Origin of the sequence: Rhodococcus gordoniae (assembly GCF_001646655.1) — a bacterium.
Classification (GTDB): Bacteria; Actinomycetota; Actinomycetes; order Mycobacteriales; family Mycobacteriaceae; genus Rhodococcus; species Rhodococcus gordoniae.
The window spans coordinates 88,731-112,887 of record NZ_LPZN01000050.1 but is presented as its reverse complement, the minus strand read 5'-3'; the positions used below and the strand labels follow the sequence as shown (position 1 = coordinate 112,887).

At 68.3% G+C, this 24,157-nt stretch carries 21 protein-coding genes; 11 read left to right on the top strand and 10 right to left on the bottom strand.

Annotated elements, in window-relative coordinates:
* Positions 1-2: 2 nt before the first annotated feature.
* Entirely contained in the window at positions 3-2,105 is a 2,103-nt protein-coding gene (gene tkt / locus A8G18_RS17885) for a transketolase (protein ID WP_064064995.1), read from the bottom strand.
* Between the two features lie 212 nt (positions 2,106-2,317).
* On the opposite strand from tkt, the gene A8G18_RS17880 reads away from it, so the two are divergent.
* Positions 2,318-3,295, top strand: coding sequence for a heme o synthase (locus A8G18_RS17880; protein WP_064064899.1), 978 nt, complete (start codon positions 2,318-2,320; stop codon positions 3,293-3,295).
* Positions 3,296-3,372: 77 nt separating this feature from the next.
* On the opposite strand, the gene A8G18_RS17875 is transcribed toward A8G18_RS17880, so the two are convergent.
* Positions 3,373-4,338 carry a quinone oxidoreductase family protein gene (locus A8G18_RS17875; RefSeq protein WP_064064994.1) on the bottom strand — a complete coding sequence of 322 codons (966 nt, stop codon included), beginning with the start codon at positions 4,336-4,338 and terminating at the stop codon, positions 3,373-3,375.
* 23 nt (positions 4,339-4,361) lie between these two features.
* On the opposite strand from A8G18_RS17875, the gene A8G18_RS17870 reads away from it, so the two are divergent.
* Positions 4,362-4,703 carry a hypothetical protein gene (locus A8G18_RS17870; protein ID WP_016934848.1) on the top strand — a complete coding sequence of 114 codons (342 nt, stop codon included), beginning with the start codon at positions 4,362-4,364 and terminating at the stop codon, positions 4,701-4,703.
* 72 nt (positions 4,704-4,775) lie between these two features.
* Here the strand turns inward: A8G18_RS17870 and A8G18_RS17865 are convergent, their stop codons facing one another.
* From A8G18_RS17865 to mptB, 4 genes are all read right to left on the bottom strand, one after another.
* A complete protein-coding gene (locus A8G18_RS17865) occupies positions 4,776-5,741 on the bottom strand; it encodes a COX15/CtaA family protein (protein WP_064064898.1) in 966 nt (321 codons plus the stop codon).
* A 68-nt stretch (positions 5,742-5,809) separates the two neighbouring features.
* The gene (locus tag A8G18_RS17860; protein WP_064064897.1) at positions 5,810-6,607 is read right to left on the bottom strand and encodes an ABC transporter permease; all 798 of its coding nucleotides are present in this window, start codon (positions 6,605-6,607) and stop codon (positions 5,810-5,812) included.
* Positions 6,604-7,548 carry an ABC transporter ATP-binding protein gene (locus A8G18_RS17855; RefSeq protein ID WP_064064896.1) on the bottom strand — a complete coding sequence of 315 codons (945 nt, stop codon included), beginning with the start codon at positions 7,546-7,548 and terminating at the stop codon, positions 6,604-6,606. The genes A8G18_RS17860 and A8G18_RS17855 overlap by 4 nt, the downstream gene beginning before the upstream one ends.
* Before the next feature lie 11 nt (positions 7,549-7,559).
* Positions 7,560-9,287, bottom strand: a complete 1,728-nt coding sequence (mptB, locus tag A8G18_RS17850; RefSeq protein WP_064064895.1) for a polyprenol phosphomannose-dependent alpha 1,6 mannosyltransferase MptB — start codon at positions 9,285-9,287, stop codon at positions 7,560-7,562.
* A gap of 110 nt (positions 9,288-9,397) precedes the next feature.
* On the opposite strand from mptB, the gene A8G18_RS17845 reads away from it, so the two are divergent.
* The 7 genes from A8G18_RS17845 to A8G18_RS17815 all read left to right on the top strand — a co-directional run bounded on the left by A8G18_RS17845 (position 9,398) and on the right by A8G18_RS17815 (position 15,984).
* Positions 9,398-10,180, top strand: coding sequence for a helix-turn-helix transcriptional regulator (locus A8G18_RS17845; protein WP_425337707.1), 783 nt, complete (start codon positions 9,398-9,400; stop codon positions 10,178-10,180).
* Positions 10,181-10,295: 115 nt separating this feature from the next.
* Complete coding sequence (sufB, locus tag A8G18_RS17840; RefSeq protein ID WP_016935404.1) at positions 10,296-11,741, top strand: Fe-S cluster assembly protein SufB; 1,446 nt, start codon at positions 10,296-10,298, stop codon at positions 11,739-11,741.
* Positions 11,742-12,971, top strand: coding sequence for a Fe-S cluster assembly protein SufD (gene sufD / locus A8G18_RS17835; RefSeq protein WP_064064893.1), 1,230 nt, complete (start codon positions 11,742-11,744; stop codon positions 12,969-12,971).
* A 51-nt stretch (positions 12,972-13,022) separates the two neighbouring features.
* The gene (sufC, locus tag A8G18_RS17830; protein ID WP_016934996.1) at positions 13,023-13,811 is read left to right on the top strand and encodes a Fe-S cluster assembly ATPase SufC; all 789 of its coding nucleotides are present in this window, start codon (positions 13,023-13,025) and stop codon (positions 13,809-13,811) included.
* A 4-nt stretch (positions 13,812-13,815) separates the two neighbouring features.
* Positions 13,816-15,069: a cysteine desulfurase gene (locus A8G18_RS17825; RefSeq protein ID WP_064064892.1), complete on the top strand. Its 1,254-nt coding sequence runs from the start codon at positions 13,816-13,818 to the stop codon at positions 15,067-15,069.
* Between the two features lie 4 nt (positions 15,070-15,073).
* Positions 15,074-15,568 carry a Fe-S cluster assembly sulfur transfer protein SufU gene (gene sufU, locus A8G18_RS17820; RefSeq protein WP_064064891.1) on the top strand — a complete coding sequence of 165 codons (495 nt, stop codon included), beginning with the start codon at positions 15,074-15,076 and terminating at the stop codon, positions 15,566-15,568.
* The gene (locus A8G18_RS17815; protein ID WP_064064890.1) at positions 15,565-15,984 is read left to right on the top strand and encodes a metal-sulfur cluster assembly factor; all 420 of its coding nucleotides are present in this window, start codon (positions 15,565-15,567) and stop codon (positions 15,982-15,984) included. The genes sufU and A8G18_RS17815 overlap by 4 nt, the downstream gene beginning before the upstream one ends.
* Before the next feature lie 56 nt (positions 15,985-16,040).
* Here A8G18_RS17815 and ku read toward each other — a convergent pair whose 3' ends face one another.
* Positions 16,041-17,060, bottom strand: a complete 1,020-nt coding sequence (ku, locus tag A8G18_RS17810) for a non-homologous end joining protein Ku (RefSeq protein WP_064064889.1) — start codon at positions 17,058-17,060, stop codon at positions 16,041-16,043.
* 98 nt (positions 17,061-17,158) lie between these two features.
* Positions 17,159-18,274: a lycopene cyclase family protein gene (locus A8G18_RS17805; RefSeq protein ID WP_064064888.1), complete on the bottom strand. Its 1,116-nt coding sequence runs from the start codon at positions 18,272-18,274 to the stop codon at positions 17,159-17,161.
* A 167-nt stretch (positions 18,275-18,441) separates the two neighbouring features.
* On the opposite strand from A8G18_RS17805, the gene A8G18_RS17800 reads away from it, so the two are divergent.
* Together A8G18_RS17800 and A8G18_RS17795 are read left to right on the top strand one after the other, a co-directional pair.
* Positions 18,442-20,073: an ABC-F family ATP-binding cassette domain-containing protein gene (locus A8G18_RS17800; protein WP_064064887.1), complete on the top strand. Its 1,632-nt coding sequence runs from the start codon at positions 18,442-18,444 to the stop codon at positions 20,071-20,073.
* A 90-nt stretch (positions 20,074-20,163) separates the two neighbouring features.
* Positions 20,164-20,415 (top strand): helix-turn-helix domain-containing protein, encoded by a 252-nt coding sequence (locus A8G18_RS17795; RefSeq protein WP_026003301.1) that lies wholly within the window; start codon positions 20,164-20,166, stop codon positions 20,413-20,415.
* A 17-nt stretch (positions 20,416-20,432) separates the two neighbouring features.
* Here A8G18_RS17795 and A8G18_RS17790 read toward each other — a convergent pair whose 3' ends face one another.
* Positions 20,433-20,999, bottom strand: a complete 567-nt coding sequence (locus A8G18_RS17790; protein ID WP_016934200.1) for a TetR/AcrR family transcriptional regulator — start codon at positions 20,997-20,999, stop codon at positions 20,433-20,435.
* Positions 21,000-21,104: 105 nt separating this feature from the next.
* On the bottom strand, positions 21,105-23,909 hold the full coding sequence (gene acnA / locus A8G18_RS17785; protein ID WP_064064886.1) for an aconitate hydratase AcnA: 2,805 nt from the start codon (positions 23,907-23,909) through the stop codon (positions 21,105-21,107).
* Between the last annotated feature and the right edge of the window lie 248 nt (positions 23,910-24,157).

The window sequence follows — 24,157 nt, the reverse complement described above, 5'->3', positions numbered from 1 at the left end:
GATCATCCCTTCACTCGGGTCAGCGAGCGGCGCGCAGCGTCGACGACGGCCTCGGCGGTGATGCCGAACTCGCGGTACAGGGTCTTGTAGTCGGCGGAAGCGCCGTAGTGCTCGAGCGAGACCGGCTCACCGGCGTCGCCGATCAGGCGGTACCACGGCATGGCGAGCCCGGCCTCGACGGACACGCGGGCGCGCACCGACGGGGGCAGGACCTCGTCGCGGTAGGCCTGGTCCTGCTCGAGGAAGCGGTCGAGCACCGGCACGGAGACGACGCGGGTGGCCACACCGTCGGCCTCGAGGGTCTCGCGGGCGGCGACGGCGAGCTGGACCTCGGATCCGGTCGCGAGGATCACGACCTCCGGGGTCCCCGAGGCCGCCTCGGCCAGGACGTAGGCGCCGCGGGCGACACCCTCGGCGGCCTTCTCCCGCGTGCCCTCGAGCACGGGGACGTTCTGGCGGGTCAGCGCGAGCGCGGTCGGGCCCGTGCGGTTCTCCAACGCGGCCTTCCACGCGAACGACGTCTCGTTGGCGTCGGCCGGGCGGATCACCGCGAGGTTCGGGATCGCTCGCAGCGCCGCGAGGTGCTCGATCGGCTGGTGGGTCGGGCCGTCCTCACCGAGACCGATCGAATCGTGCGTCCACACGTAGATCGACGGGGTCTGCATGAGGGCCGCGAGACGCACCGCGGGTCGCATGTAGTCGGAGAAGACGAGGAAGGTGCCGCCGTAGGGGCGGGTCGGGCCGTGCAGGGCGATGCCGTTGAGGATCGAACCCATGGCGTGCTCGCGCACACCGAAGTGCAGGGTGCGTCCGTAGGGCTGCGCGTTCCAGTCCTTCGTGGAGATCGCCTCGGGGCCGAAGGAGTCGGAACCGGGGATCGTGGTGTTGTTGCTGCCGGCGAGGTCGGCGGAGCCGCCCCACAGCTCGGGCAGCACCGGTCCGAGCGCGGCGAGGGCCTTGCCGGACGCCGAGCGGGTCGCGGGACCGCTCTCGGTGGGCTCGTAGGTCGGCAGGGCGTCGACCCAGCCCTCCGGGAACTCACCGGCGTACAGGCGGTCGAACAGCTCCTTGCGTTGCGGCTCGCGGGTGGCCCACGCGTCGAAGTCGGCCTGCCACGCCGCGCGCGCCTCGGCGCCACGCGTCACGACCTGCCGGGTGTGCTCGATCACCGCCGGATCGACGTCGAAGTTCTTCTCGGGGTCGAAGCCGAGGATCTTCTTGATCTCGGCGACCTCGTCGGCGCCGAGCGCGGCACCGTGCGCGTCGCCGCTGTTCATCTTCGTCGGGGCCGGGTAGCCGATGATCGTGCGGACGGAGATGAAGGACGGACGGTCGGTGACGGCCTTCGCGGCCTCGACGGCCTCGAGCAGTGCGGTGACGTTCTCGCCGCCCTCGACGGTCTGTACGTGCCAGCCGTACGCCTCGTAGCGCTTGGCGACGTCCTCACCGAGAGCGATCGCGGTGTCGTGCTCGATGGAGATCTTGTTGTCGTCGTAGAAGACGATCAGGTTGCCGAGCTGCTGGACACCGGCGAGCGACGACGCCTCGGAGGTCACGCCCTCCTCGATGTCGCCGTCGGAGGCGATCACGTAGACGTAGTGGTCGAACGGGCTCTTGCCTGCGGGCGCCTCGGGATCGAACAGGCCGCGCTCGCGGCGGGCAGCCATCGCCATGCCGACCGCGGACGCGAGACCCTGGCCGAGCGGGCCGGTGGTCATCTCGACCCCGGCGGTGTGCCCGTACTCGGGGTGGCCCGGGGTGAGCGAACCCCACGTGCGCAGTGCCTCGAGGTCGGCGAGTTCGAGACCGTAGCCGGACAGGTACAGCTGGACGTACAGCGTCAGGCTCGAATGTCCGCACGAGAGTACGAAGCGGTCGCGGCCGACCCACTCGTGGTCGGTCGGATCGTGGCGCATCACACGCTGGTAGAGGGTGTACGCGAGAGGAGCGAGGCTCATCGCGGTACCGGGATGCCCGTTTCCGACCTTCTGCACGGCGTCGGCGGCGAGCACGCGCGCGGTGTCGACCGCCTTGGTGTCCAGGTCGGTCCAGTCGGCAGGATGCGCAGGCTGGGTGAGGGTGCGGATCTCGTCTGTGATCGACACGAGCGTGAAGTCTCCTGACATGGGTGTACGGGGTCCCGGCGGGTGGAAGTCGGCCCGCGCGCTACTTCAGACTAGTGCGCTGCTCCGAACGGGTCGATTCGGTCCGGGCAACGGTCCGGTCTACCATCGTTCGTAGTAGAGGAGCGTCCGGAACCGGGCGACCGTGAACGGGCGAAACGAAGGTGCGGATCCGCGTGGGACAAGGAGACAGTGTGCGGGCAGGGCGACGGCCGGGAGGACACGGCTTCGGCGCCCCCGAAGCGCCGAGCGCCCCGCGCTCCGACACCGCGTGGGGCCGGATCTCCGGCACCGTCCTCGCCTACATCGCGTTGACGAAGCCGCGCGTGATCGAACTTCTGCTGGTCGCGACCATTCCCGCGATGCTGTTCGCCGATCGCGGGAACGTCGACATCGTGCTCATCCTGAGCACATTGTTCGGCGGCTGGATGGGCGCCGCGAGCGCCAACTCGCTCAATTGTGTCGTCGACGCCGACATCGACAAGGTGATGAAACGCACGGCGTTGCGTCCGCTGGCCCGGCAGACGGTGCCGACGCGCAACGCCTTCGTCTTCGGCATGGTGCTCGGTGTCGCGTCGTTCGTGTGGTTGTGGTGGCGGGCCAACCTGCTGGCCGGCGTCCTGGTCGTGGCGACCATCGCGTTCTACGTGCTCGTGTACACGATGGTGCTCAAGCGCCGGACCTGGCAGAACGTGGTCTGGGGCGGGGCGGCCGGGTGTATGCCCGTGATGGTCGGCTGGGCTGCCGTGACCGGTTCGCTGAGCTGGGAACCGGTCGTGCTGTTCCTGGTCATCTTCTTCTGGACGCCGCCGCACACCTGGGCGCTCGCGATGCGCTACAAGGAGGACTACAAGGCCGCGGGCGTGCCGATGCTGCCGGTGATCGCCACCGAACAGCACGTCACCAAGCAGATTCTGATGTACACCTGGGCGACGGTGATCGCGACGCTGGTGATCGTCCCGGCCGCCGGGGTGATCTACGCGGCGGTCGCGCTGCTCGCGGGCGCCTGGTTCCTGCTCGTCGCCCACCAGCTGTACAACAGCGTGCGCGGCGGAGCGTCGGTCAAGCCGCTCAAACTGTTCCTGCAGTCCAACAACTACCTCGCGGTGGTATGTCTCGGTCTGGCGATCGATTCCGTACTCGCACTGCCCACGATCGGCTCCTACTTCTGATCGTCACTCACACGACGACTGCTCCACAGCGACGCCCCGGCCGAACGGTCGGGGCGTCGTCGTGTGGGCTCGGTCGATCACGGGATCAGGACGATCGAGCCGGTGGTCCGGCGTCCCTCGAGATCGGTGTGGGCACGGGCGGCCTCCGCCAGGGGGTAGCGCGCACCGACACGGAGCTTCAGCGACCCGTCGGCGAGCGCCGCGAGCACGTCGCCCGCACGCCACAACAGCTCGTCGCGGTCTCGGGTGTAGTGCGCCAGGGTCGGGCGGGTGACGAACAATGATCCCGCCGGGTTGAGGCGCTGCAGGTCGAAGGGAGGGACGGGCCCGCTCGCAGCACCGAACAGGGCGACCGTGCCGCGCACGCGGACCGACGCCAGCGACGACTCGAAGGTCGCGGCACCGACACCGTCGTACGCCGCGGCCACCCCCTCGCCGCCCGTGAGGTCGCGCACGTGCCCGGCGAGGTCGTCGCCGTAGTGCAGTACCTCCGTGGCGCCGGCCTCCCGTGACAGGGCTTCCTTCTCGTCGGACGACACGGTGGTGATCACCCGCACACCCTTCGCGACGGCGAGCTGAGTCAGGATCAGCCCCACACCGCCTGCACCGGCGTGGACGAGCACCGTCTCGCCGGGCTGCGCCGCGTAGACGGAGTTCAGGAGGTAGTGCGCTGTCATGCCCTGGAGCAGGACGGAGGCGGCCTGGTCGGCCGGTACGGACTCCGGGACCGGGACCGCGATGTTCTCGGGGACCCGGACGAGTTCGGCATAGGAAGCGGGCGCCGCGCACCACGACACGCGGTCACCCACCGCGGTGTCGCGGACGCCCTCGCCCACCGCCACGACCGTGCCGGTGCCCTCCGAGCCGGGGATGTAGGGCAGGTCGGTGGGATAGAGACCCGTGCGGAAGTAGGTGTCGATGAAGTTCACGCCGATCGCGTCGGTGCGGACGAGCAGTTCTCCGAGGCCGGGCTCGGGGTCGGGTCTTGCGACGGAGACGAGGACGTCGGGACCACCGTGCTGTGCCACTTCGATCGCATGCATGCGGCTCACAGTATTCTGCAGACATGAGCGTGGAAACCCAGGTCGTGGCCGCACCGGCCGACATCGTCTCGTCCATCCGCAGCTTCGTCGCGGCGCACGGAGGTTCCGGCAAGGCCGTGCTGCAGCCCATCGGTCTGTCGGGCGTCCGGATCACCGTGGTCGCCGCCGACGGCACCCTCGGCGACCGTGTCGCGAAGGATCTGCCGACGGCGCGCGCCATCGTCGAAGAAATCCCTGACGTCACGGTCTCGGAGTGGGACCGTGAGGTCACCAGCATCGCGAACCCGCAGAAGGGGCACTGGGCGAGGATGGCCGGCTGGGTGGCGCGTCAGACCAAGTTCCCGAAGGCCCGCAACGAGCGCTGACGGACCCGACACCCCGTACGACGATCGCGGCCCCCTTCCCGAATTCGGGAAGGGGGCCGCGCCGGCTGTCGGTCAGACCGGAACGGGCTCGCGATCCGGGATCGTCGTGCGTGTCCGTCCGGCGGCCCAGACCGCGGCGGTGGCCGCCGTGCACAGTCCGGCCCCGGCGACGTGGCAGACGACCAGCACGGCGGGCACGTCCGTCCAGAACTGCACGAGGCCGATGCCGGCCTGCGCGACCACCAGGGCGAGCACGACCTTCAGACGGAGCGTGACGGCTCGCGGGGCGTGGACCGCGTAGACGGCGAAGGTCAGGCCGATCAGCAGCGCGAGATAGCCGACGAGCGCCTCGGCGTGCAGATGGACGAGATTGGTGATGTCGAGCGCGAGGCGCGGGACGGGATTCTCGACGCTCTTGTCGCCGGCGTGCGGGCCGGCGCCGGTGACCATCGTGCCGAGCACGAGGACCACACCGAGTGCGACTCCCGACAGTGCGGTGAGCCATCGCAGCGTCGGGGGCAGCACCTGCACCACCGTGCCGTCGTCCGGCTCGCTCACCTTCGCGTAGAGCACCGTTGCCAGCCACACCATGAGCATCGACGCGAGCAGGTGGATCGCGACCGTCCACCAGGCGAGACCGGCCAGCACGGTGATCCCGCCGATGATCGCCTGCAGCACGGTGCCCGCGGGCATCACCCATGCCCAGGCGATGACCTCCTTGCGGCGACGGGCCCGGGTGACGGCCAGCACGATCGCGGCGGCGACGGCCACGACCACGAAGGTCAGCAGCCGGTTGCCGAATTCGACGATCTGGTGAAGCGTGTTCACCCCGCTCGACACACCCACCGGGACCAACGAGCCGGGGAAGCACTGCGGCCAGGTAGGGCAACCCAGTCCGGAGGCGGTGACGCGGACGACCGAGCCGGTCACGGCGATGCCACCCTGGGTGAGAATCGTGAGGAACGCGATGATCTTCTGCGTCCGCAACGAGGGCAGGGGAAGACGGTCGACAAGGCTCAGGTAGCCGCGATACAACACGATTCGATGGTACGGCGTGAACCACTACACGCTGTAGTTGGGTTGCGCCGGATCGGGTATCCCGTCGCTCAGGTGAACCGGAAGCATCTCGCCGCGGCGGTGCCGCCGATCACCGTCCACACCACGAGCGCGACGATCGACAGCCAGTCGAACACACCCGTCGTGGCGCTCTCGAGCGCAAGGGTCAGCGCCCCGGACGGGACGATCCGCAGCAGGTGGGCCACCGCTTCCGGGATCACGTCGCCGAGTACCACGATGCTGCCGATCCCGAGCAGCACGAACCACACGATGTTCGCGAGGGCGAGCACGATCTCGGCACGGAGCGTTCCGCCGAGGAGCAGACCCAGTGTCGCGAACATCACCGTGCCGAGGGCGATGACGACCGCCCCGATGAGCAGATCGACGGGGGAGGGTCGCCAACCCAGCGCCAGTCCTATCGTTCCGAGCAGCACGGACTGCAGGGCGACGACTATCCCCACGGCCGCGCTCTTCCCGGCGATGATTCCCCACTTGGGAAGCGCTGTCGCGCCGATCCGCTTGAGGGCGCCGTAGCGCCGGTCGAAGCCCACGGCGATCGCCTGCCCGGTGAACGCCGTCGACATCACCGCCACCATCATCACCGCAGGCAGCACGCGATCGACCCGCGAGTCGCCGAGATCGCCGATCGGCAGCAGGGACAGCCCGATCAACAGGGTGATCGGGATGAACATGGTCAGCAGGAGTTGCTCGCCGTTGCGCAGCAACAACTTCAGTTCCATGACTGTCTGCGCCGCGAGCATCTTCGACGGCGAATTCGGCTGCGGTCGCGGGGTGAACGTCCCCTCCGCGAACCGGTTGTTCGCCAGACGATCGTGGGTCACGCTCACCCTCTCAACTCCCGACCGGTCAATTCGAGGAAGACGTCCTCGAGGCTGCGCTGATCCACGCGGATCTCGGTTGCCAGTGCTCCCAGGCTCGCGCACCAGGTCGCTGCCGCCGCCACGACCGACGGTTCGATCGTGCCCTCCACGAGATACCGCCCGGGATTGTCCTCACGGACCCGATGAGTGCCGGCAAGGGTCGACTGCAGTGCGCTCAGGTCGAGTCCGGCAGGCGCGGTCAGCCACAGCTGGCCCTCGGCGCCGTCGCGGGTGACCTCGTCGGGCGTACCCGCAGCGACCACCCGGCCGTGATCGATGATGACGATCTCGTCGGCGAGTTCCTCGGCCTCGTCCATGAGGTGAGTGGTGAGCAGCACGCTCACGCCGTCGCGGCGCAGGGCGTCGATCAACTCCCAGACGAGCAGCCGGGCCTGAGCGTCGAGGCCGGCCGTCGGTTCGTCGAGGAACACCAGTTCGGGGCGCCCGACCAGCGCGCACGCGAGCGCGAGACGTTGCTGTTGCCCGCCCGACAGTCGGCGGTAGGGGGTGCGGCGGGCGTCCGTGAGTCCGAGGCGCCGGAGCAGCCAGTCCGGATCGAGGGGGTCGGCCGAGTACGCCGCGACCAGGTCGAGCATCTCGCCGGCCCGTGAACCCGGATAGGCGCCTCCGCCCTGCAGCATCACCCCGATCCTGGGGCGGAGAGCGTCGGAATCGGCGACGGGGTCGAGACCCAGGACGCGGACGATGCCGGCGTCGGGAGTGACGAACCCCTCGCACATTTCCACGGTGGTGGTCTTACCGGCGCCGTTCGGACCGAGAAGGGCGAGCACCTGGGCGCGTTCGACGGTCAGGTCGAGACCGTTCACGGCGGTGACGCCCCCGTAGGTCTTGACGACGCCATCCAGGCGCACGGCCGGTACCGCACCGGCGGGAGAACTCGGGATCACAGGGTTCCAGCCTAGGCGTCCGCTGTTTCCGCCGGACGCGGTGGTGTGCGCTCCTGCAGTCGCCACGGCAGTCGGGAGCGTGTCGCGACGATGATCAGACCGACCACGACGATGGTCGCTATCGACGCCTGGACGATGATGAACGGTTGGTACTCGCTGCCGTTGGGCATGAGGATCATGCCGACCACGGACGAGAACGCGATGGTGGGGATCCGGAACACCGGGCGCGTCGCCCAGGCGGCGAGCGGGATCACCGCCCACAGCAGATACCAGGGTTGTACCACCGGGAAGAGAAGCACGATCGCGCCCAGCGACACGCCCAGCGCACCCACGGGATGGATCCGGCCTGTCAGCACCGCGAGCAGCATGCGCACCGTGATGAAGGCCGCCACCAGTGCGGCGATGGGGCGCGTGATGGACAGCACGGCCGTCGTGTGGTCGCCCAGGCCGAGCAGCACGCCCCCGAGCCCCGTGCCCATGCCCAGGAGGGTCGGGATCGACATCCAGCTGCGGACCTCGGTGGCGGTCCCGAGGGTCTTCGTCCAGCCGAAGCCCAGACCGCTGCCCCAGCTCACGGCCACGATCACGACGCCGGTCCCGACACCGAGGATCACGGCGGCGAGGATCACGGCGCGGAAGGTGGCACCCCACTTGCGGGCCAGGGCCATGCCGACGAATCCCAGCGCGAGCAGCGAGGGCACCTTGATCATCGACGACAGGGCGATCAGCGCCGTGCCGGCAGCGAGCCATCCCGCGAGACGCAGACGCGACACGGACTCGTCGCCCGGGTGGACCGCCCGCAACGAGAGTTCGACGCCGGCGAGCATGAGGCCGAGCATCAGGGCTTCGTTGTGGATGCCCGCGACCAGGTGGAACAGCAACAGCGGGTTGGCTGCGCCGAGCCACAACGCGCTCACCGACGCCACCCCGCACCGGCGGGCCAGCCGAGGCAACGCCCACACGATCAGGGCCACACCGACGAGCGCGAGCAGTCGGTGGACGAATATGCCGGCCACGATGTTCTCGCCTGTGACGTAGGTGATCTTCTCGCCGAGCCACAGGAAGGCCGGACCGTAGGGGGCCGAGGTGTCGCGCCAGATGTTCGGCACCGTCCGGGTCAGGACGTGGTCGACGCCCAGCGCTCCCGCCGGTCCGATCGCGTAGGGATCGAGTCCGCGTGCCGCGATCTCGCTCTGCGCGAGATAGGAGTACACGTCCTTGCTGAACATCGGTGGCGCCACGACGAGCGGGAGGATCCACAACAGCAGGGTGCGGTCGAGTTGCGACCGGGACAGTCGGTGCACGGGACCGTCCGGCGCGCTCCGGCCGATGGCGAATCGTCCGAGCAGCAGCCAGGCGAGGATCACCAGCGCCGTACCGATCATGGTCGTGGTGAGCGCGGCGCTCGGCATGCGCGCCGCCAGCCCGAGAGCTCGTACTCCCTGCACAGGGTTCTGCAGGACCGGCTGCGCCCCGGCGCCGAGCGCGCCGACCGCCATGAGCACGGCACCGGTGGCGCCGAGCAGCCGGATACGGTGCAGATACGTGTTCTCCGTCGCGTCGAGTCCGCGACCTTCGGCCTCGTCGCCGTGCAATACGACGGAGACGTCGGCATGGGGACCGGGGGCCTCGAGCCCCAGGGCGCGTCGGACCCACGCGTGCAGGTGTTCGCGGACTCCCGATCGACCCGACGACGGAGGAGTCGTGCGCGGGGCTGACAGGGAAGGAGTCGACGGCACGTCAGAAGCGTAACGGGAGGGTGGATGTGGTTTCCGCGGACTCCGTGATGAGGGTGTAACAAAGGGCACCCTTGGTGGACCGTACTCCTGAATTCCGTCACACTGGTGTTGTGAAATACCCGTCCGACACCACCGATGCCGCAGAACGCGCAGGTCACGTACCTGCCGCGGTGGCGTCGCGCGTCGAGGACGTACGCAGGAATCCTCCGTCGACCGGTCGCGAGATCCCGGAGGGTCAGACGCGCGCCGCGGTCGTGCAGCTGCTGCTCGAAGAAGGCCCGATCACCGCGCCGGAGATCGGCGACCGTCTCGGCCTGAGTGCCGCCGGTGTGCGACGCCATCTCGACGCGCTCATCGAGTCCGGCGAGGCGCAGGCTGCCGCACCTCCGCGCAGGCAGGGCCGCGGTCGCGGCCGACCGGCACGTCGTTTCCAGCTCACCGCCGTCGGGCGCGCCCGGCTCGGCCACTCCTACGACGATCTCGCCACCGCCGCGATGCGTCACCTTCGCGAGCTCGGCGGCGACGCCGCCGTGGAGGACTTCGCGCGTCGCCGCGTGGACTCGATCCTCGGGAATGTGGCGCCCGCCGACGAGAACGTCGACGACGTCGAGAGCGTTGCCGAGGAGATCGCCGGCGCGTTCACCGCCTCCGGGTTCGCGGCCTCGACCCGGCGGGTCGGCACCGGCGTGCAGATCTGCCAGCACCACTGCCCGGTCTCGCATGTCGCCGAGCAGTTCCCCGAACTCTGCGAGGCGGAGCAGGAGGCATTCGTGCGGATCCTCGGAACCCACGTGCAACGCCTCGCGACGATCGCCAACGGCGACGCCTTCTGCACGACCCACGTGCCCGTTCTCCCCAGAGCGGATGTGCCCCGGCCGGAGCCGCCCACGTGACGTCCCCCACTCGAGTGCTGCGAGACACCGGGCACAACACGAAGACATCCACCCACCCGTCGACCGTCGACGCACAGCCCGCGCCGACGCCCACCAGACTCCGGAAGGAGCTCGCATGACCGTCGCATCGGATCAGACGTCCGGCGCCGCGCCGCTGACGCAGGAAGAGACGATCGATTCTCTCGGACACTACGAATACGGCTGGGCGGACCCCGACACCGCCGGTGCCACGGCGCAGCGCGGGCTGTCCGAAGAGGTCGTGCGGGACATCTCGTCGAAGAAGAACGAACCCGAGTGGATGCTCGACATCCGTCTCAAGGCGCTGCGCACCTTCGACAAGAAGCCGATGCCGGTGTGGGGTTCGAACCTCGACGGGATCGACTTCGACAACATCAAGTACTTCGTGCGCTCGACGGAGAAGCAGGCCGCGAGCTGGGACGAGCTCCCCGAGGACATCAAGAACACCTACGACCGGCTGGGCATCCCGGAGGCGGAGAAGCAGCGCCTGATCGCCGGTGTCGCCGCCCAGTACGAGTCCGAGGTGGTCTACCACCAGATCCGCGAGGACCTCGAGAGCCAGGGCGTGATCTTCCTCGACACCGACTCGGGTCTGCGTGAGCATCCCGAGCTGTTCAAGGAGTACTTCGGCACGGTCATCCCGGCCGGCGACAACAAGTTCTCCGCCCTGAACACCGCGGTGTGGTCGGGAGGCTCGTTCATCTACGTTCCGCCGGGTGTACACGTCGACATCCCGCTGCAGGCCTACTTCCGCATCAACACGGAGAACATGGGCCAGTTCGAGCGGACCCTGATCATCGTCGACGAGGGCGCCTCGGTGCACTACGTCGAGGGCTGCACCGCGCCGATCTACAAGTCCGACTCGCTGCACTCCGCAGTGGTCGAGATCATCGTCAAGAAGGGCGGTCACTGCCGCTACACGACGATCCAGAACTGGTCGAACAACGTCTACAACCTGGTGACCAAGCGCACCAAGGTCGAGGCCGGCGGCTCGATGGAATGGATCGACGGCAACATCGGTTCCAAGGTGACGATGAAGTACCCGGCCGTGTGGATGATGGGCGAGCACGCTCGCGGTGAGGTGCTCTCCGTGGCCTTCGCCGGCGAGGGTCAGCACCAGGACACCGGCGCGAAGATGCTGCACCTGGCTCCGCACACCTCCTCGACCATCGTGTCGAAGTCGGTGGCGCGCGGCGGTGGACGTGCCTCCTACCGCGGCCTCGTGCAGGTCAACAAGGGAGCCCACGGCTCGAAGTCGACGGTCAAGTGCGACGCGCTGCTCGTCGACCAGATCAGCCGCTCCGACACCTACCCGTACGTCGATATCCGTGAGGACGACGTCACGATGGGTCACGAGGCGACCGTCTCGAAGGTGAGCGACGACCAGCTGTTCTACCTCATGAGCCGCGGACTCGACGAGGACGAGGCCATGGCCATGGTGGTGCGCGGGTTCGTCGAGCCCATCGCCAAGGAACTGCCGATGGAGTACGCCCTCGAACTCAACCGCCTGATCGAACTGCAGATGGAAGGGGCAGTCGGCTAAATGACTGCGGAAGCGAAGAACGCTCCGGCTACCGGAGTGCAGGAAGCCGTGCGCGGGGAGAACCGTGCCCCGGCGATCGACAACGCCGGCAAGCCGGCAGTCAACAAGGGCGAGGTCTTCACGTCGTTCGATGTGAACGCCTTCGAGGTTCCCTCGGGACGCGACGAGGTCTGGCGGTTCACCCCGCTGCGCCGCCTGCGCGGTCTGCACGACGGCACCGCCACCGCGACCGGCACCGCGACCGTCGAGGTCACCCCGGTCGACGGCGTGCAGGTCGAGACCGTCGCGCGCGACGACGCGCGGCTCGGACAGGCCGGTGTGCCGTTCGACCGGATCGCAGCGCAGGCCTACTCGGCGTTCGAGACCGCAACCGTCCTCACCGTCGGCCGCGAGGTCGTGGTCGCCGACCCCGTCACCGTGACGATCACGGGACCGGGTGAGGGAGCCGTCGCCTACGGTCACGTGCAGATCCGGCTCGAGGAGTTCGCCAACCTCACGCTCGTCATCGACCAGCGCGGTAGCGGCACCTACGCCGAGAACATCGAGTTCGTGCTCGGCGACAGCGCGCAATTGAAGGTCGTCGCGGTGCAGGACTGGGCCGACGACGCCGTGCACGTCGCCGCGCACCACGCCCGCCTCGGCCGCGATGCCGTGCTCCGTCACTTCACGGTCGCGCTCGGCGGCGATCTGGTGCGCGTGTCGGCGACCACCAAGTACGACGGTCCCGGCGGCGACGCCGAACTGCTCGGCCTGTACTTCGCCGACGCCGGTCAGCACTTCGAACAGCGCCTGCTCGTCGACCACTCGCAGCCGAACTGCAAGTCGAACGTCGTGTACAAGGGTGCGCTGCAGGGCGATCCGGCCTCCGGCAAGCCCGACGCGCGCACCGTGTGGATCGGCGACGTGCTCATCCGCGCCGAGGCCGAGGGCACCGACACCTTCGAGCTCAACCGCAACCTGGTGCTCACCGACGGAGCGCGCGCCGACTCGGTGCCGAACCTCGAGATCGAGACCGGTGAGATCGTCGGTGCCGGTCACGCGTCGGCGACCGGCCGCTTCGACGACGAGCAGCTGTTCTACCTGCGTGCTCGCGGTATCCCCGAAGAGGAAGCGCGTCGCCTCGTCGTCCGCGGATTCTTCCACGAGCTGCTCGAGCGCATCACGGTCGCCGAGGTCCGCGAACGGCTCGAGGCCGCCATCGAGGCGGAACTCGCCGCCGTCGGCGCCTGACGGCCGTCTCCCCGTACTCCCGATACCTCTCCACTAAGGAAACGCATTTCGATGTCCACACCTTCGAACGTCCTCGAGATCAAGGACCTGCACGTCCGTGTCGCTCAGACCGACGAGAACGCCGAACCCATCGACATTCTCAAGGGCGTCGATCTCACGGTCCGCTCGGGTGAGACGCACGCCATCATGGGCCCCAACGGCTCCGGCAAGTCCACCCTGTCGTACGCGATCGCCGGCCACCCCAAGTACGAGATCACCTCGGGCAGCATCACCCTCAACGGTGAGGACGTACTCGAGATGAGTGTCGACGAGCGCGCCCGCGCCGGCCTGTTCCTCGCGATGCAGTACCCGGTCGAGGTGCCCGGCGTGTCGATGTCGAACTTCCTCCGCACCGCCGCGACCGCCGTGCGCGGCGAGGCCCCCAAGCTGCGCCACTGGGTCAAGGAGGTCAAGCAGGCGATGTCCGAGCTGGACATCGATCCGGCCTTCGGCGAGCGCAGTGTCAACGAGGGCTTCTCCGGTGGCGAGAAGAAGCGCCACGAGATCCTGCAGCTCGGTCTGCTGAAGCCGAAGATCGCCATCCTCGACGAGACCGACTCGGGCCTCGACGTGGACGCGCTGCGCGTCGTCTCCGAGGGCGTGAACCGCTACCAGGAGAACGAGAACGGCGGCGTCCTGCTCATCACCCACTACACCCGCATCCTGCGCTACATCAAGCCGCAGTTCGTGCACGTCTTCGTGGGTGGCCGCGTCGTCGAGTCCGGTGGCCCCGAGCTCGCCGACGAGCTCGAGACCAACGGCTACGTTCGTTTCACCCAGGCAGCAACGCAAGGAGCGTGATCGGATGACGGTGCCGGTGCGGACCTTGGACATCGCCCGGATCAGGGCGGATTTCCCGATCCTCGCGCGCACGGTGCGCGACGGCAAACCCCTGGTCTACCTCGACTCGGGGGCCACCTCCCAGCGTCCGGTGCAGGTGCTGGACGCCGAGCGTGAGTTCCTCGCGACGCGGAACGCGGCCGTGCACCGCGGTGCGCATGCGTTGTCGGAGGAGGCGACCGACTCGTACGAGGACGCCCGCGCTGTCATCGCCGGCTTCGTCGGGGTCGACGTCGACGAGGTGGTGTTCACCAAGAACGCCACCGAGTCGCTCAACCTCGTCGCCTACGCCTTCGCCGACGACCGGTTCCCGCACCGGCTCGGACCGGGTGACGAGATCGTCGTCACCGAGCTCGAGCACCACGCGAACCTCGTTCCGTGGCAGGAACTCGCGCGGCGCACGGGTGCCACCCTGCGCTGGTACGGCGTCACCGACGACGGCCGCATCGACCTCGACTCGCTGACGCTGACCGAGGCCGTGAAGGTCGTGGCGTTCACGCACCAGTCGAACGTGACCGGCGCGGTCGCCCCCGTCGAGGAGATCGTGCGACGCGCGAAGGAGGTCGGCGCGATCGTCGTGCTCGACGCGTGCCAGTCGGTGCCGCACATGGCCGTCGACTTCCGCGCGCTCGGAGTCGACTTCGCCGCCTTCTCCGGCCACAAGATGTTCGGTCCCTCGGGTGTGGGTGTCCTCTACGGACGACGCGACCTGCTCGCCGACGTGCCGCCGTTCATCACCGGTGGCTCGATGATCGAGACGGTCACCATGGAGGCGACGACCTTCGCCGCACCGCCGCAGCGGTTCGAAGCCGGTTCCCCGATGTCCTCGCAGGCCGTGGGGCTCGGTGCCGCCGTGCGTTATCTGCAGGAGATCGGCATGGACGCGGTGGCCGCGCACGAGCACGAACTCACCACTGCGGCGCTCGCCGAACTCGCCGGCATCGAGGGCGTGCGCATCATCGGTCCGACCACCGCCGACCAGCGCGGTGGGGCCGTGTCGTTCGTCGTGGACGGAATCCACGCCCATGATCTCGGCCAGATCCTCGATGACGAGGGCGTCGAGATCCGGGTCGGGCATCACTGTGCCTGGCCGTTGCACCGCCGCTTCGGGGTGGCCGCGACCGCCCGCGCGTCGTTCGCCGTGTACAACACGCCGGACGAGGTGCAGGCACTCGGCGCGGCGATCCGGCGCGCCCAGAAATTCTTCGGGGAGGCGTGATCCGATGCGGATGGAGCAGATGTACCAGGAAGTGATCCTGGACCACTACAAGCACCCGCATCACCGCGGGCTGCGCGAACCGTTCGGCGCCGAAGTACATCACGTCAACCCGACCTGCGGCGACGAGGTGACGCTGCGTGTGCATCTCGACGGCGACACCGTTGCCGACGTCTCCTACGACGGCCAGGGGTGCTCGATCAGCCAGGCGTCGACGTCCGTGCTCACCGACCAGGTGATCGGTGCTCCGCTGGGCGATGCGCTGAAGATGGTCGACGGGTTCGTCGAGATGGTGAGCAGTCGCGGCACCGTCGACGGCGACGAGGAGTTGATCGGCGACGGCATCGCGTTCGCCGGCGTGGCGAAGTACCCGGCGCGCGTGAAGTGCGCGTTGCTGGGCTGGATGGCTTTCAAGGACGCGGTCGCGCAGACCGTGGACGCCGCCTCCGACACCCTGACGGACGGCGCGCACACCCTTTCGAGCGAAGGACAGAACCGATGACCGAACCCGCACCCGGCACCGTGAACACCGACGAGGATCCGACGGCCGACGCCGGCGCGGACGAGACCTCGACGCTCGTCGCGGCCACGGCCCCCCCGCTGGATCCGGGCCGCCTCGACGAACTCGAGGAAGCGCTGCGCGACGTCGTCGACCCCGAACTCGGCATCAATGTCGTCGATCTCGGTCTCGTCTACGGGATCTCCGAGGCCGACGAGATCGTGACCGTCGACATGACCCTCACGTCGGCGGCGTGCCCTCTCACCGATGTCATCGAGGATCAGGCCAAGGGCGCACTCGTGCGCAGCGGTCTGTGCGACGAACTGCGTATCAACTGGGTGTGGATGCCGCCGTGGGGTCCCGACAAGATCACCGACGACGGACGCGAGCAGCTGCGCGCACTCGGGTTCACCGTCTGATCCGGCTGCCTCCGGCTCCGAGCCCCGGCGCCTGATCTCCGACTTCTCGTCGGGGGTCAGGCGCCTTTGCGTTCGCCGGAGGTCTTCTTGGCAGCTGTCTTCTTCGCAGGACTCTTCCTGGCCGCCGTACTCGTGGACGCGGTCTTCTTCGCGGTGCTCTTCTTCGCGGGACTCTTCTTCGCCGTGCTCTTCGATGCGGTCTTCTTCGCGGGAGCCTTCTTCTTCGCGCCCTCGTCGTCTTCGTCGTCCTTCGAGGACTTCTTCCCGTCCGAGGACGAACCAGACGGAACCTTCTTACCCGCCGCGTCGACGCTGCGCTGCAGGGCAGCGACGAGGTCGAGCACCTCGGCGTCCTCCTCGTCGGTGTCGGGTTCGGCGACCTGGAAGACCTTCTCGCCACCGCGCGCGAGGGCCTCGTCGATCAGCGTGCGCAGCTCCACCTGGTATTCGTCGGTGAACTCGGTGGGATCGAAATCGTCGGACATCGATTCGACGAGGGTCTCGGCCATCGCGAGTTCGCGTTGTTTCGGCTTCTCGATGTCGTCGAGCGACTCGAACTCGGCCGCGCGTACCTCGTCGGGCCACAGCAGGGTCTGCAGGATGAGCAACCCGTCGCGGGTGCGCAGCGCCGCCAGTCGCGTGCGCTGACGAAGCGTGAAGTGCACCAGCGCCGTCCGGTCGCTCTGCTCGAGGGTCGCGGCGAGCAGGCCGTAGGCCTTCGGCGACGACGAATCGGGCTCGAGATAGTAGGACTTCTCGAACAGGATCGGATCGATCTGTTCGGTGGGCACGAACTGCAGGACCGGGATCTCGTGCTTCTCCGCCGCGGGAAGCTTCTCGAAGTCCTCGTCGGTGAGCACGACCCGCTCGCCGTCCTCGGAGTCGTAGGCCTTGTCGATCTCCTGGTAGGGAACGACCTCACCGCACTCGGTACACACGCGCTGGTACTTGATCCGCCCGCCGTCCTTCGCATGCACCTGGTGGAAGGTGATGTCGTGCGACTCGGTGGCCGAGTACACCTTCACCGGCACGTTGACGAGGCCGAACGCGAGTGAGCCTTTCCAGATCGACCGCATGTGTCCATCATGATCGACACCCCGGGAGAACGCTGGAAAGCTGCGAAACTCACCGGGCGGCTCGTCGAGACATTCACCACACCGTCGTAGCCGGGAGATCAGCGGAGCGACCGCAGGATCGTCATGCGCCGGGGCCGGGGTAGCACCCGGAACAGCCGCCACATCGCGCTCGCCACACCCGACGCGTCGTCGCGACCCGACAGATACGCCCGTTGCTGCGCGACCGGCAGGTCGAAGAACGCGTCGAAGAACTCGATCGCACCGTGCGCGTCGAGTCGCAGCAGGACCCGCAGTCCCATCTGCCGCATCGCCGCCACCGAACGGGCGCGGGCAGACCACAGGACATGCTGCGGGTCGTCGCCGCGGCGCATCGCGTCCACCACCGCATCCGCGGTGGACAGCGCCGTGGCCACCGCGTATCCCGTGGCCGGATGCATGAGACCGCCGCGGGCACCGAAACCGATCACCCCGGGCGACGTCGGTGCGCCCTCCACCGCGAAGCGCACCCGTTCGACCCGTTCGTCGCCGGTCGTGCACACCCCTCGTGCCGCGAGCCGGACACGGAGGCGTCGTTCGAGTTCGCCGAGGTCGAGTGCCGGGCGCCCGACGAGACAGGTCTCCTCGAGGATCGTGCGGCCGTCACCGACCGGCACCGCGTAGAGGAAGGACGGGACATCGTCCGGAGCGGTCCCGTTGTCGCGACGCCAGTCCATGAACCAGGCGTCGTGCCCGTCGAGGGCGGGTGCCGCGGTCGCGTCGTCCACGATCACGCCGAATGCCGTCTGCTGGGCGCGCTGCGGATCGGCAGGAACCCCGCGGGCGTCGACGACGTAGCGCGCACACACTCGGCGCCCGTCCTCGAGGACGACACCCTCCGATCCGACGTCGCGTACGCGACCCCGGACCACCGCGACCGCGCCGAGGTCGAGCACGTCCTGCAGCCGCGCCGTATCCAGCACCCGGTAGACGCGATCGAGGAGGCGGGGCCCGGTCGTCCACACGGCGGGTCTGCCGATGTGCGACGCCACCGTCTCCGCAGGTAACCAGGCCGGCAGCTCGTCGGCCCACGCCGCGTAGGTCGCGGTCCACCGACGCTGCGGGCGCACGTCGACGGCCGTCACGGACAACCCGGCCGCGGCCGCGCGGAACGCCAGTGCCCGGCCGGCGGGGCCGAGCCCGGCCACGACGAGGTCGGTAGGGGGACGGTGCGTCACGGGCGCCAGCCTAGGTCGCCCGCCGGTGGGGGCAGGGGTGCGCCGCGGGAGGGTAGCGAATCTCACCGTGAGGGTGGGGCCGCGCCACGGTAAAATGAGTGGTTCGTGTGCCCGGCTGTTTGCCACCATGGCACCCATCCACCGTCTTTCTTCCTAGGAGCCCGTGCGTGATCACCGCTACCGACCTCGAAGTCCGCGCCGGCGTGCGGACGCTGCTCACCGCCCCCGGCTCGGGGCTGCGGGTGCAGGCCGGGGACCGGATCGGCCTCGTGGGACGCAACGGCGCCGGCAAGACCACGACCCTGCGAATCCTCGCGGGTGAAGGCGAGCCCTACGCCGGCACCGTGATCCGCTCCGGCGACATCGGGTACCTGCCCCAGGACCCCAAGGAGGGCAATCTCGACGTCCTCGCCAAGGACCGGGTGCTCTCGGCGCGAGGCCTCGACGAGATCATGCGCAGCATGGAGAAGCAGCAGGCGCTCATGGCAGAGGCCGTGGACGAGAAGATCCGCGACCGTGCCGTGCGCAAGTACGGGTCACTCGAGGAACGCTTCGCGACCCTCGGTGGATACGTCGCCGAATCCGAGGCCGCGACCATCTGCCACAGTCTCGGTCTGCCCGACCGCGTCCTCGGCCAGCCCCTGCACACGCTGTCGGGTGGTCAGCGCCGCCGTGTCGAACTCGCCCGCATCCTGTTCGCGGCCTCGGACGGGTCCGGCGGAAAGTCCGACACCACGCTGCTGCTCGACGAACCGACCAACCACCTCGACGCCGACTCGATCACCTGGCTCCGTGGCTTCCTGCAGAACCACGACGGCGGGCTCATCGTCATCAGCCACGACGTCGACCTGCTCGCCGACGTGGTGAACAAGGTCTGGTTCCTCGACGCGGTGCGTGGCGAGGCCGACATCTACAACATGGGCTGGAAGAAGTACCTCGACGCACGTGCCACCGACGAGCAGCGTCGTCGCCGCGAGCGTGCGAACGCAGAGAAGAAGGCGTCCGCGTTGCAGAAGCAGGCCGCCAAGCTCGGAGCCAAGGCCACCAAGGCCACGGCCGCCCAGAACATGGCGAAGCGCGCCGAGAAACTTCTCGACGACCTCGACGACGTGCGGGTGGCCGACAAGGTCGCGAAGATCCGGTTCCCGACGCCTGCTGCATGTGGAAAGACACCGCTGATGGCGAAGGAACTGACCAAGGTCTACGGTTCGCTCGAGATCTTCACCGGTGTCGACCTCGCGATCGACCGCGGCAGCCGCGTGGTCATCCTCGGCCTCAACGGCGCCGGTAAGACCACCCTGTTGCGTCTTCTCGCCGGAGTGGAAACCCCCGATCTCGGCGAGCTCGTCCCGGGCCACGGTCTGAAGATCGGGTACTTCGCCCAGGAACACGACACCATCGACGACTCGGCGTCGGTATGGGAGAACATCCGGCACGCCGCGCCGGACGCCGGCGAACAGGACCTGCGGGGACTGCTCGGCGCGTTCATGTTCACCGGCCCCCAGCTCGAGCAGCCCGCCGGAACGCTCTCCGGCGGTGAGAAGACCCGGCTGGCGCTCGCGGGGCTCGTGTCGTCGGCGGCGAACGTGCTGCTTCTCGACGAGCCGACCAACAACCTCGATCCGGTCTCACGTGAGCAGGTGCTCGACGCTCTGCGCAGTTACGAGGGTGCCGTCGTGCTGGTCACCCACGATCCGGGGGCGGCCGAGGCGCTCGATCCCGAACGGGTGATCCTGCTTCCCGACGGAACCGAGGACCACTGGTCCCAGGAATACCTCGAACTCATCCAGCTCGCCTGATCGGCTCCGCTGGTCCGATCTGCGTCCGCGCACCCGGGCGGTCCTCTAGCCTGGGAAAGGGACCTTTGGCGAGGGCGCAGGGAGGATCCGATGGCGCGAAATTCCGGTGGTGGAGAGACGACCTACGCGAAGGGAGCCCGGGTTACGGGGGAATCGCGGGACCGCTTGCAGGAGGATCTGAAGCGCCGCTACGAGGAGGGTGCGAGCATTCGGACGCTCGCGCAGGAAACCGGTCGATCCTACGGTTTCGTGCACAACGTGCTCGTGGAGTCGCAGGTACGGCTGCGGGGCCGCGGCGGGCCGAACCGCCGCAGGGCGGCAGCGGGCGACGAGACGGGCTGAGCAGGCGACAGCGCGTGTCAGTCGCGTCGGCGCACCGATTCCTCGACGAGATCGAGGACCGCGACGAGATCCTGTTCGGCGTGCCCTGAGGCGAGGCGGGCGACGAGACCGTCGAGGACGAGGTCGAGATATCCGAGGAGAACTTCGGTCGGCACATCGTCGCGGAGCCTGCCCGCTTCGCGCTGTCGTTCGAGACGACCCACGGTGGCCTCGGTCAGTTCTGCGGAATGCTGCGTCCATGCCTTCGCGAACTCGGGATCGGTACGCAGGCGGCGGGTGATCTCGAGTCGGGTTCCCAGCCAGTCGAACTGGTCGGGCGTGGACAGCATGTCGCGCATGACCTGCACGAGACCCTCGTTGGCGGCGACGTCCGCCATGCGCCGTGCGTCCTCCTGCGCGAGCGCGAGGAACAGGCCGTCCTTGTCCTTGAAATGGTGGAAGATCGCACCGCGGGACAGGCCCGTGGCATCTTCGAGCAGTCGCACGGTCGCGCCTTCGTAACCGTATTCGGCGAAACAGCGACGGGCACCGTCGAGGATCTGCCTGCGCCGCGCGGCGAGATGGTCCTCACTGACCTTGGGCACGCGCCACTTCCTTTCCGCTCGAGGAGACGGCGGGCCCGAGACGAGTCTCGTCCCGGGCCCGCCGCTTCACACAGGTGTGACCGATCGGGTCACGTGCAGTGCTCTCTAGCCGCGGATCATGTTCCGCAGCACGTACTGCAGGATGCCGCCGTTGCGGTAGTAATCCGCCTCACCCGGGGTGTCGATGCGGACCACGGCGTCGAAGGTGACCTTCTCGCCGTCCTCCTTGGTCGCCGTGACCTTGACGGTCTTCGGCGTGACGCCCTCGTTGAGCTTCTCGATGCCCTCGATGTCGAAGACCTCGGTGCCGGTCAGGCCCAGGGACTTGGCCGACTCGCCCGCCGGGAACTGCAGCGGGATGACGCCCATGCCGATGAGGTTCGAGCGGTGGATGCGCTCGAACGACTCGGTGATGACGGCCTTGACGCCGAGCAGGCGGGTGCCCTTGGCGGCCCAGTCACGCGAGGAACCCGAACCGTACTCCTTGCCACCGAGGACGACCAGCGGGATTCCGGCCTCCTGGTAGTTCTGCGAGGCGTCGTAGATGAACGCCTGCGGAGCACCGTCCTGGGTGAAGTCGCGGGTGTAACCACCGGAGACACCGTCGAGCAGCTGGTTCTGCAGACGGATGTTCGCGAAGGTACCGCGGACCATCACCTCGTGGTTGCCGCGACGCGAACCGAGCGAGTTGTAGTCCTTGCGCTCGACACCGTGGGCGTCGAGGTACTGCGCGGCCGGGGTACCCGGCTTGATGGGCCCGGCCGGGCTGATGTGGTCGGTGGTCACCGAATCGCCGAGCAGCGCGAGCACACGCGCACCCTTGATGTCGGAGACCGCATCCGGATCCATCGTCATGCCGTCGAAGTACGGAGCCTTGCGGACGTACGTCGAGTTCTCGTCCCACGCGAAGGTGTCACCCTCGGGGGTCTCGAGGTTCTGCCAGCGCTCGTCGCCCTTGAAGACATCGGCGTAGGACTTGCGGAACATGTCCTGGCTGATCGCCGACTTGATGGTGTCGTCGATCTCCTGCGCAGACGGCCAGATGTCCTTCAGGAAGACGTCGTTGCCGTCGGTGTCCTTGCCCAGGGCGTCGGTCTCGAAGTCGAAGTCCATCGTGCCCGCGAGCGCGTACGCGATGACCAGCGGCGGCGAGGCCAGGTAGTTCATCTTCACGTCGGGGGAGATGCGACCCTCGAAGTTGCGGTTGCCGGAGAGCACCGCGGTGACCGAGAGGTCGTTGTCGTTGACGGCCTTCGAGATCTCCTCGGGCAGCGGGCCCGTGTTACCGATGCACGTGGTGCAACCGAAACCGCCGAGGTAGAAGCCGAGCTTCTCGAGGTACGGCCACAGGCCGGCCTTCTCGTAGTAGTCGTTGACGACCTGCGAACCCGGAGCCATGTTGGTCTTGACCCACGGCTTGGTGGACAGGCCCTTCTCGACCGCGTTGCGAGCGAGCAGTGCGGCACCGAGCATGACCGACGGGTTGGAGGTGTTGGTGCAGGAGGTGATGCCCGCAACCACGACCGCGCCGTGGTCGAGGACGAACTCGCCGCGCTCCTCCGAGACGACCTCGACCGGCTTCGACGGACGGCCGTGGGCCCCGTTGGCAGCCGAGTGGACCTCGACGGCACCGTCGTCCGCGAAGGACAGCACGGCCGGGTCGGACGCCGGGAAGGACTCTTCGACGGCCTCGTCGAGCTTGCTGTGCTCGGCCGGGAGGTTCTCCTCCACGTAGTTGTGGATGTCCTTGCGGAAGGCGACCTTCGACTCGGACAGCAGGATGCGGTCCTGCGGGCGCTTGGGGCCGGCGATCGACGGGACGACCGTCGACAGGTCGAGCTCGAGGTACTCGGAGAACTCGGGCTCGCGGCTCGGATCGTGCCACAGGCCCTGCTCCTTGGCGTACGCCTCGACGAGAGCGAGCTGCTCGTCGCTGCGGCCGGTCAGGCGCAGGTAGTTGATGGTCTCGCCGTCGATCGGGAAGATCGCTGCGGTGGAACCGAACTCGGGGCTCATGTTGCCGAGGGTCGCGCGGTTGGCGAGGGGGACCTCGGCCACGCCGGCGCCGTAGAACTCGACGAACTTGCCGACGACGCCGTGCTTGCGCAGCATGTCGGTGACGGTGAGCACGACGTCGGTGGCGGTCACGCCGGGCCGGATCTCACCGGTGAGCTTGAAGCCGACCACGCGCGGGATCAGCATGGAGACCGGCTGGCCGAGCATGGCGGCCTCGGCCTCGATGCCGCCGACGCCCCAGCCGAGCACGCCGAGACCGTTGACCATCGTGGTGTGCGAGTCGGTGCCGACGCAGGTGTCGGGGTAGGCCTGCCCGTTGCGGACCATGACGGTCGGGGCGAGGTACTCGATGTTGACCTGGTGCACGATGCCCATGCCCGGCGGGACGACGCGGAAGTCGTCGAAGGCGCCCTGACCCCAGCGGAGGAACTGGTAACGCTCGCCGTTGCGCTCGTACTCGAGGTCGACGTTGCGCTCGAGGGCGTCGGCACGACCGAAGTAGTCGAGGATCACCGAGTGGTCGATGACCATGTCGGCGGGGGAGAGGGGGTTGACCTTGTTCGGGTCGCCGCCCAGGGTGGTGACGGCCTCACGCATGGTCGCGAGGTCGACGACACAGGGGACGCCCGTGAAGTCCTGCATGATCACGCGGGCAGGCGTGAACTGGATCTCGATGCTCGGGTCGGCGGAGGGATCCCAGTCGGCGATGGCCCGGATGTGATCGGCCGTGATGTTGGCACCGTCCTCGGTGCGCAGCAGGTTCTCGGCCAGGACCTTCAAAGAGTAAGGAAGTTTCTCGGTGCCGGGGACGGCCGACAGGCGGAAGATCTCGTACGAGTTGTCTCCGACCTGCAGCGAACCCTTGGCGCCGAACGAATCACTACTGGTGCTCACGTCAGCTCCACTCGTCGTTTCGGCTGGCCGCCGACGGGGCTGTGTCGACGGCTGAAGCGAGGCACACGACTTCCACCCACGGCCCGTGGCCCGGATGCAGAATGTCGTGGCGTCTCGCACTCGATTCTAACAGTACGCTTGTCCTGTATTGAACCGAAGCCGGGGTTTGTCGTGCCGTCGCGGGGCGTCACGGGTATCGGTCCTGTTCGCGACGAGTGCTGCGAGCCGCCGTCGCGCGATCGCGTAGT

What these genes read in the sequence shown, in the direction of transcription:
- sufD (WP_064064893.1), top strand. Translation starts at nt 11,742, where the DNA reads ATGACTGCGGAAGCGAAGAACGCTCCGGCTACCGGAGTGCAGGAAGCC.
- A8G18_RS17795 (WP_026003301.1), top strand. Translation starts at nt 20,164, where the DNA reads ATGGCGCGAAATTCCGGTGGTGGAGAGACGACCTACGCGAAGGGAGCC.
- sufU (WP_064064891.1), top strand. Translation starts at nt 15,074, where the DNA reads ATGCGGATGGAGCAGATGTACCAGGAAGTGATCCTGGACCACTACAAG.
- ku (WP_064064889.1), bottom strand. Translation starts at nt 17,060, where the DNA reads ATGCGGTCGATCTGGAAAGGCTCACTCGCGTTCGGCCTCGTCAACGTG.
- A8G18_RS17875 (WP_064064994.1), bottom strand. Translation starts at nt 4,338, where the DNA reads ATGCATGCGATCGAAGTGGCACAGCACGGTGGTCCCGACGTCCTCGTC.
- sufC (WP_016934996.1), top strand. Translation starts at nt 13,023, where the DNA reads ATGTCCACACCTTCGAACGTCCTCGAGATCAAGGACCTGCACGTCCGT.
- sufB (WP_016935404.1), top strand. Translation starts at nt 10,296, where the DNA reads ATGACCGTCGCATCGGATCAGACGTCCGGCGCCGCGCCGCTGACGCAG.
- A8G18_RS17825 (WP_064064892.1), top strand. Translation starts at nt 13,816, where the DNA reads ATGACGGTGCCGGTGCGGACCTTGGACATCGCCCGGATCAGGGCGGAT.
- A8G18_RS17870 (WP_016934848.1), top strand. Translation starts at nt 4,362, where the DNA reads ATGAGCGTGGAAACCCAGGTCGTGGCCGCACCGGCCGACATCGTCTCG.
- A8G18_RS17815 (WP_064064890.1), top strand. Translation starts at nt 15,565, where the DNA reads ATGACCGAACCCGCACCCGGCACCGTGAACACCGACGAGGATCCGACG.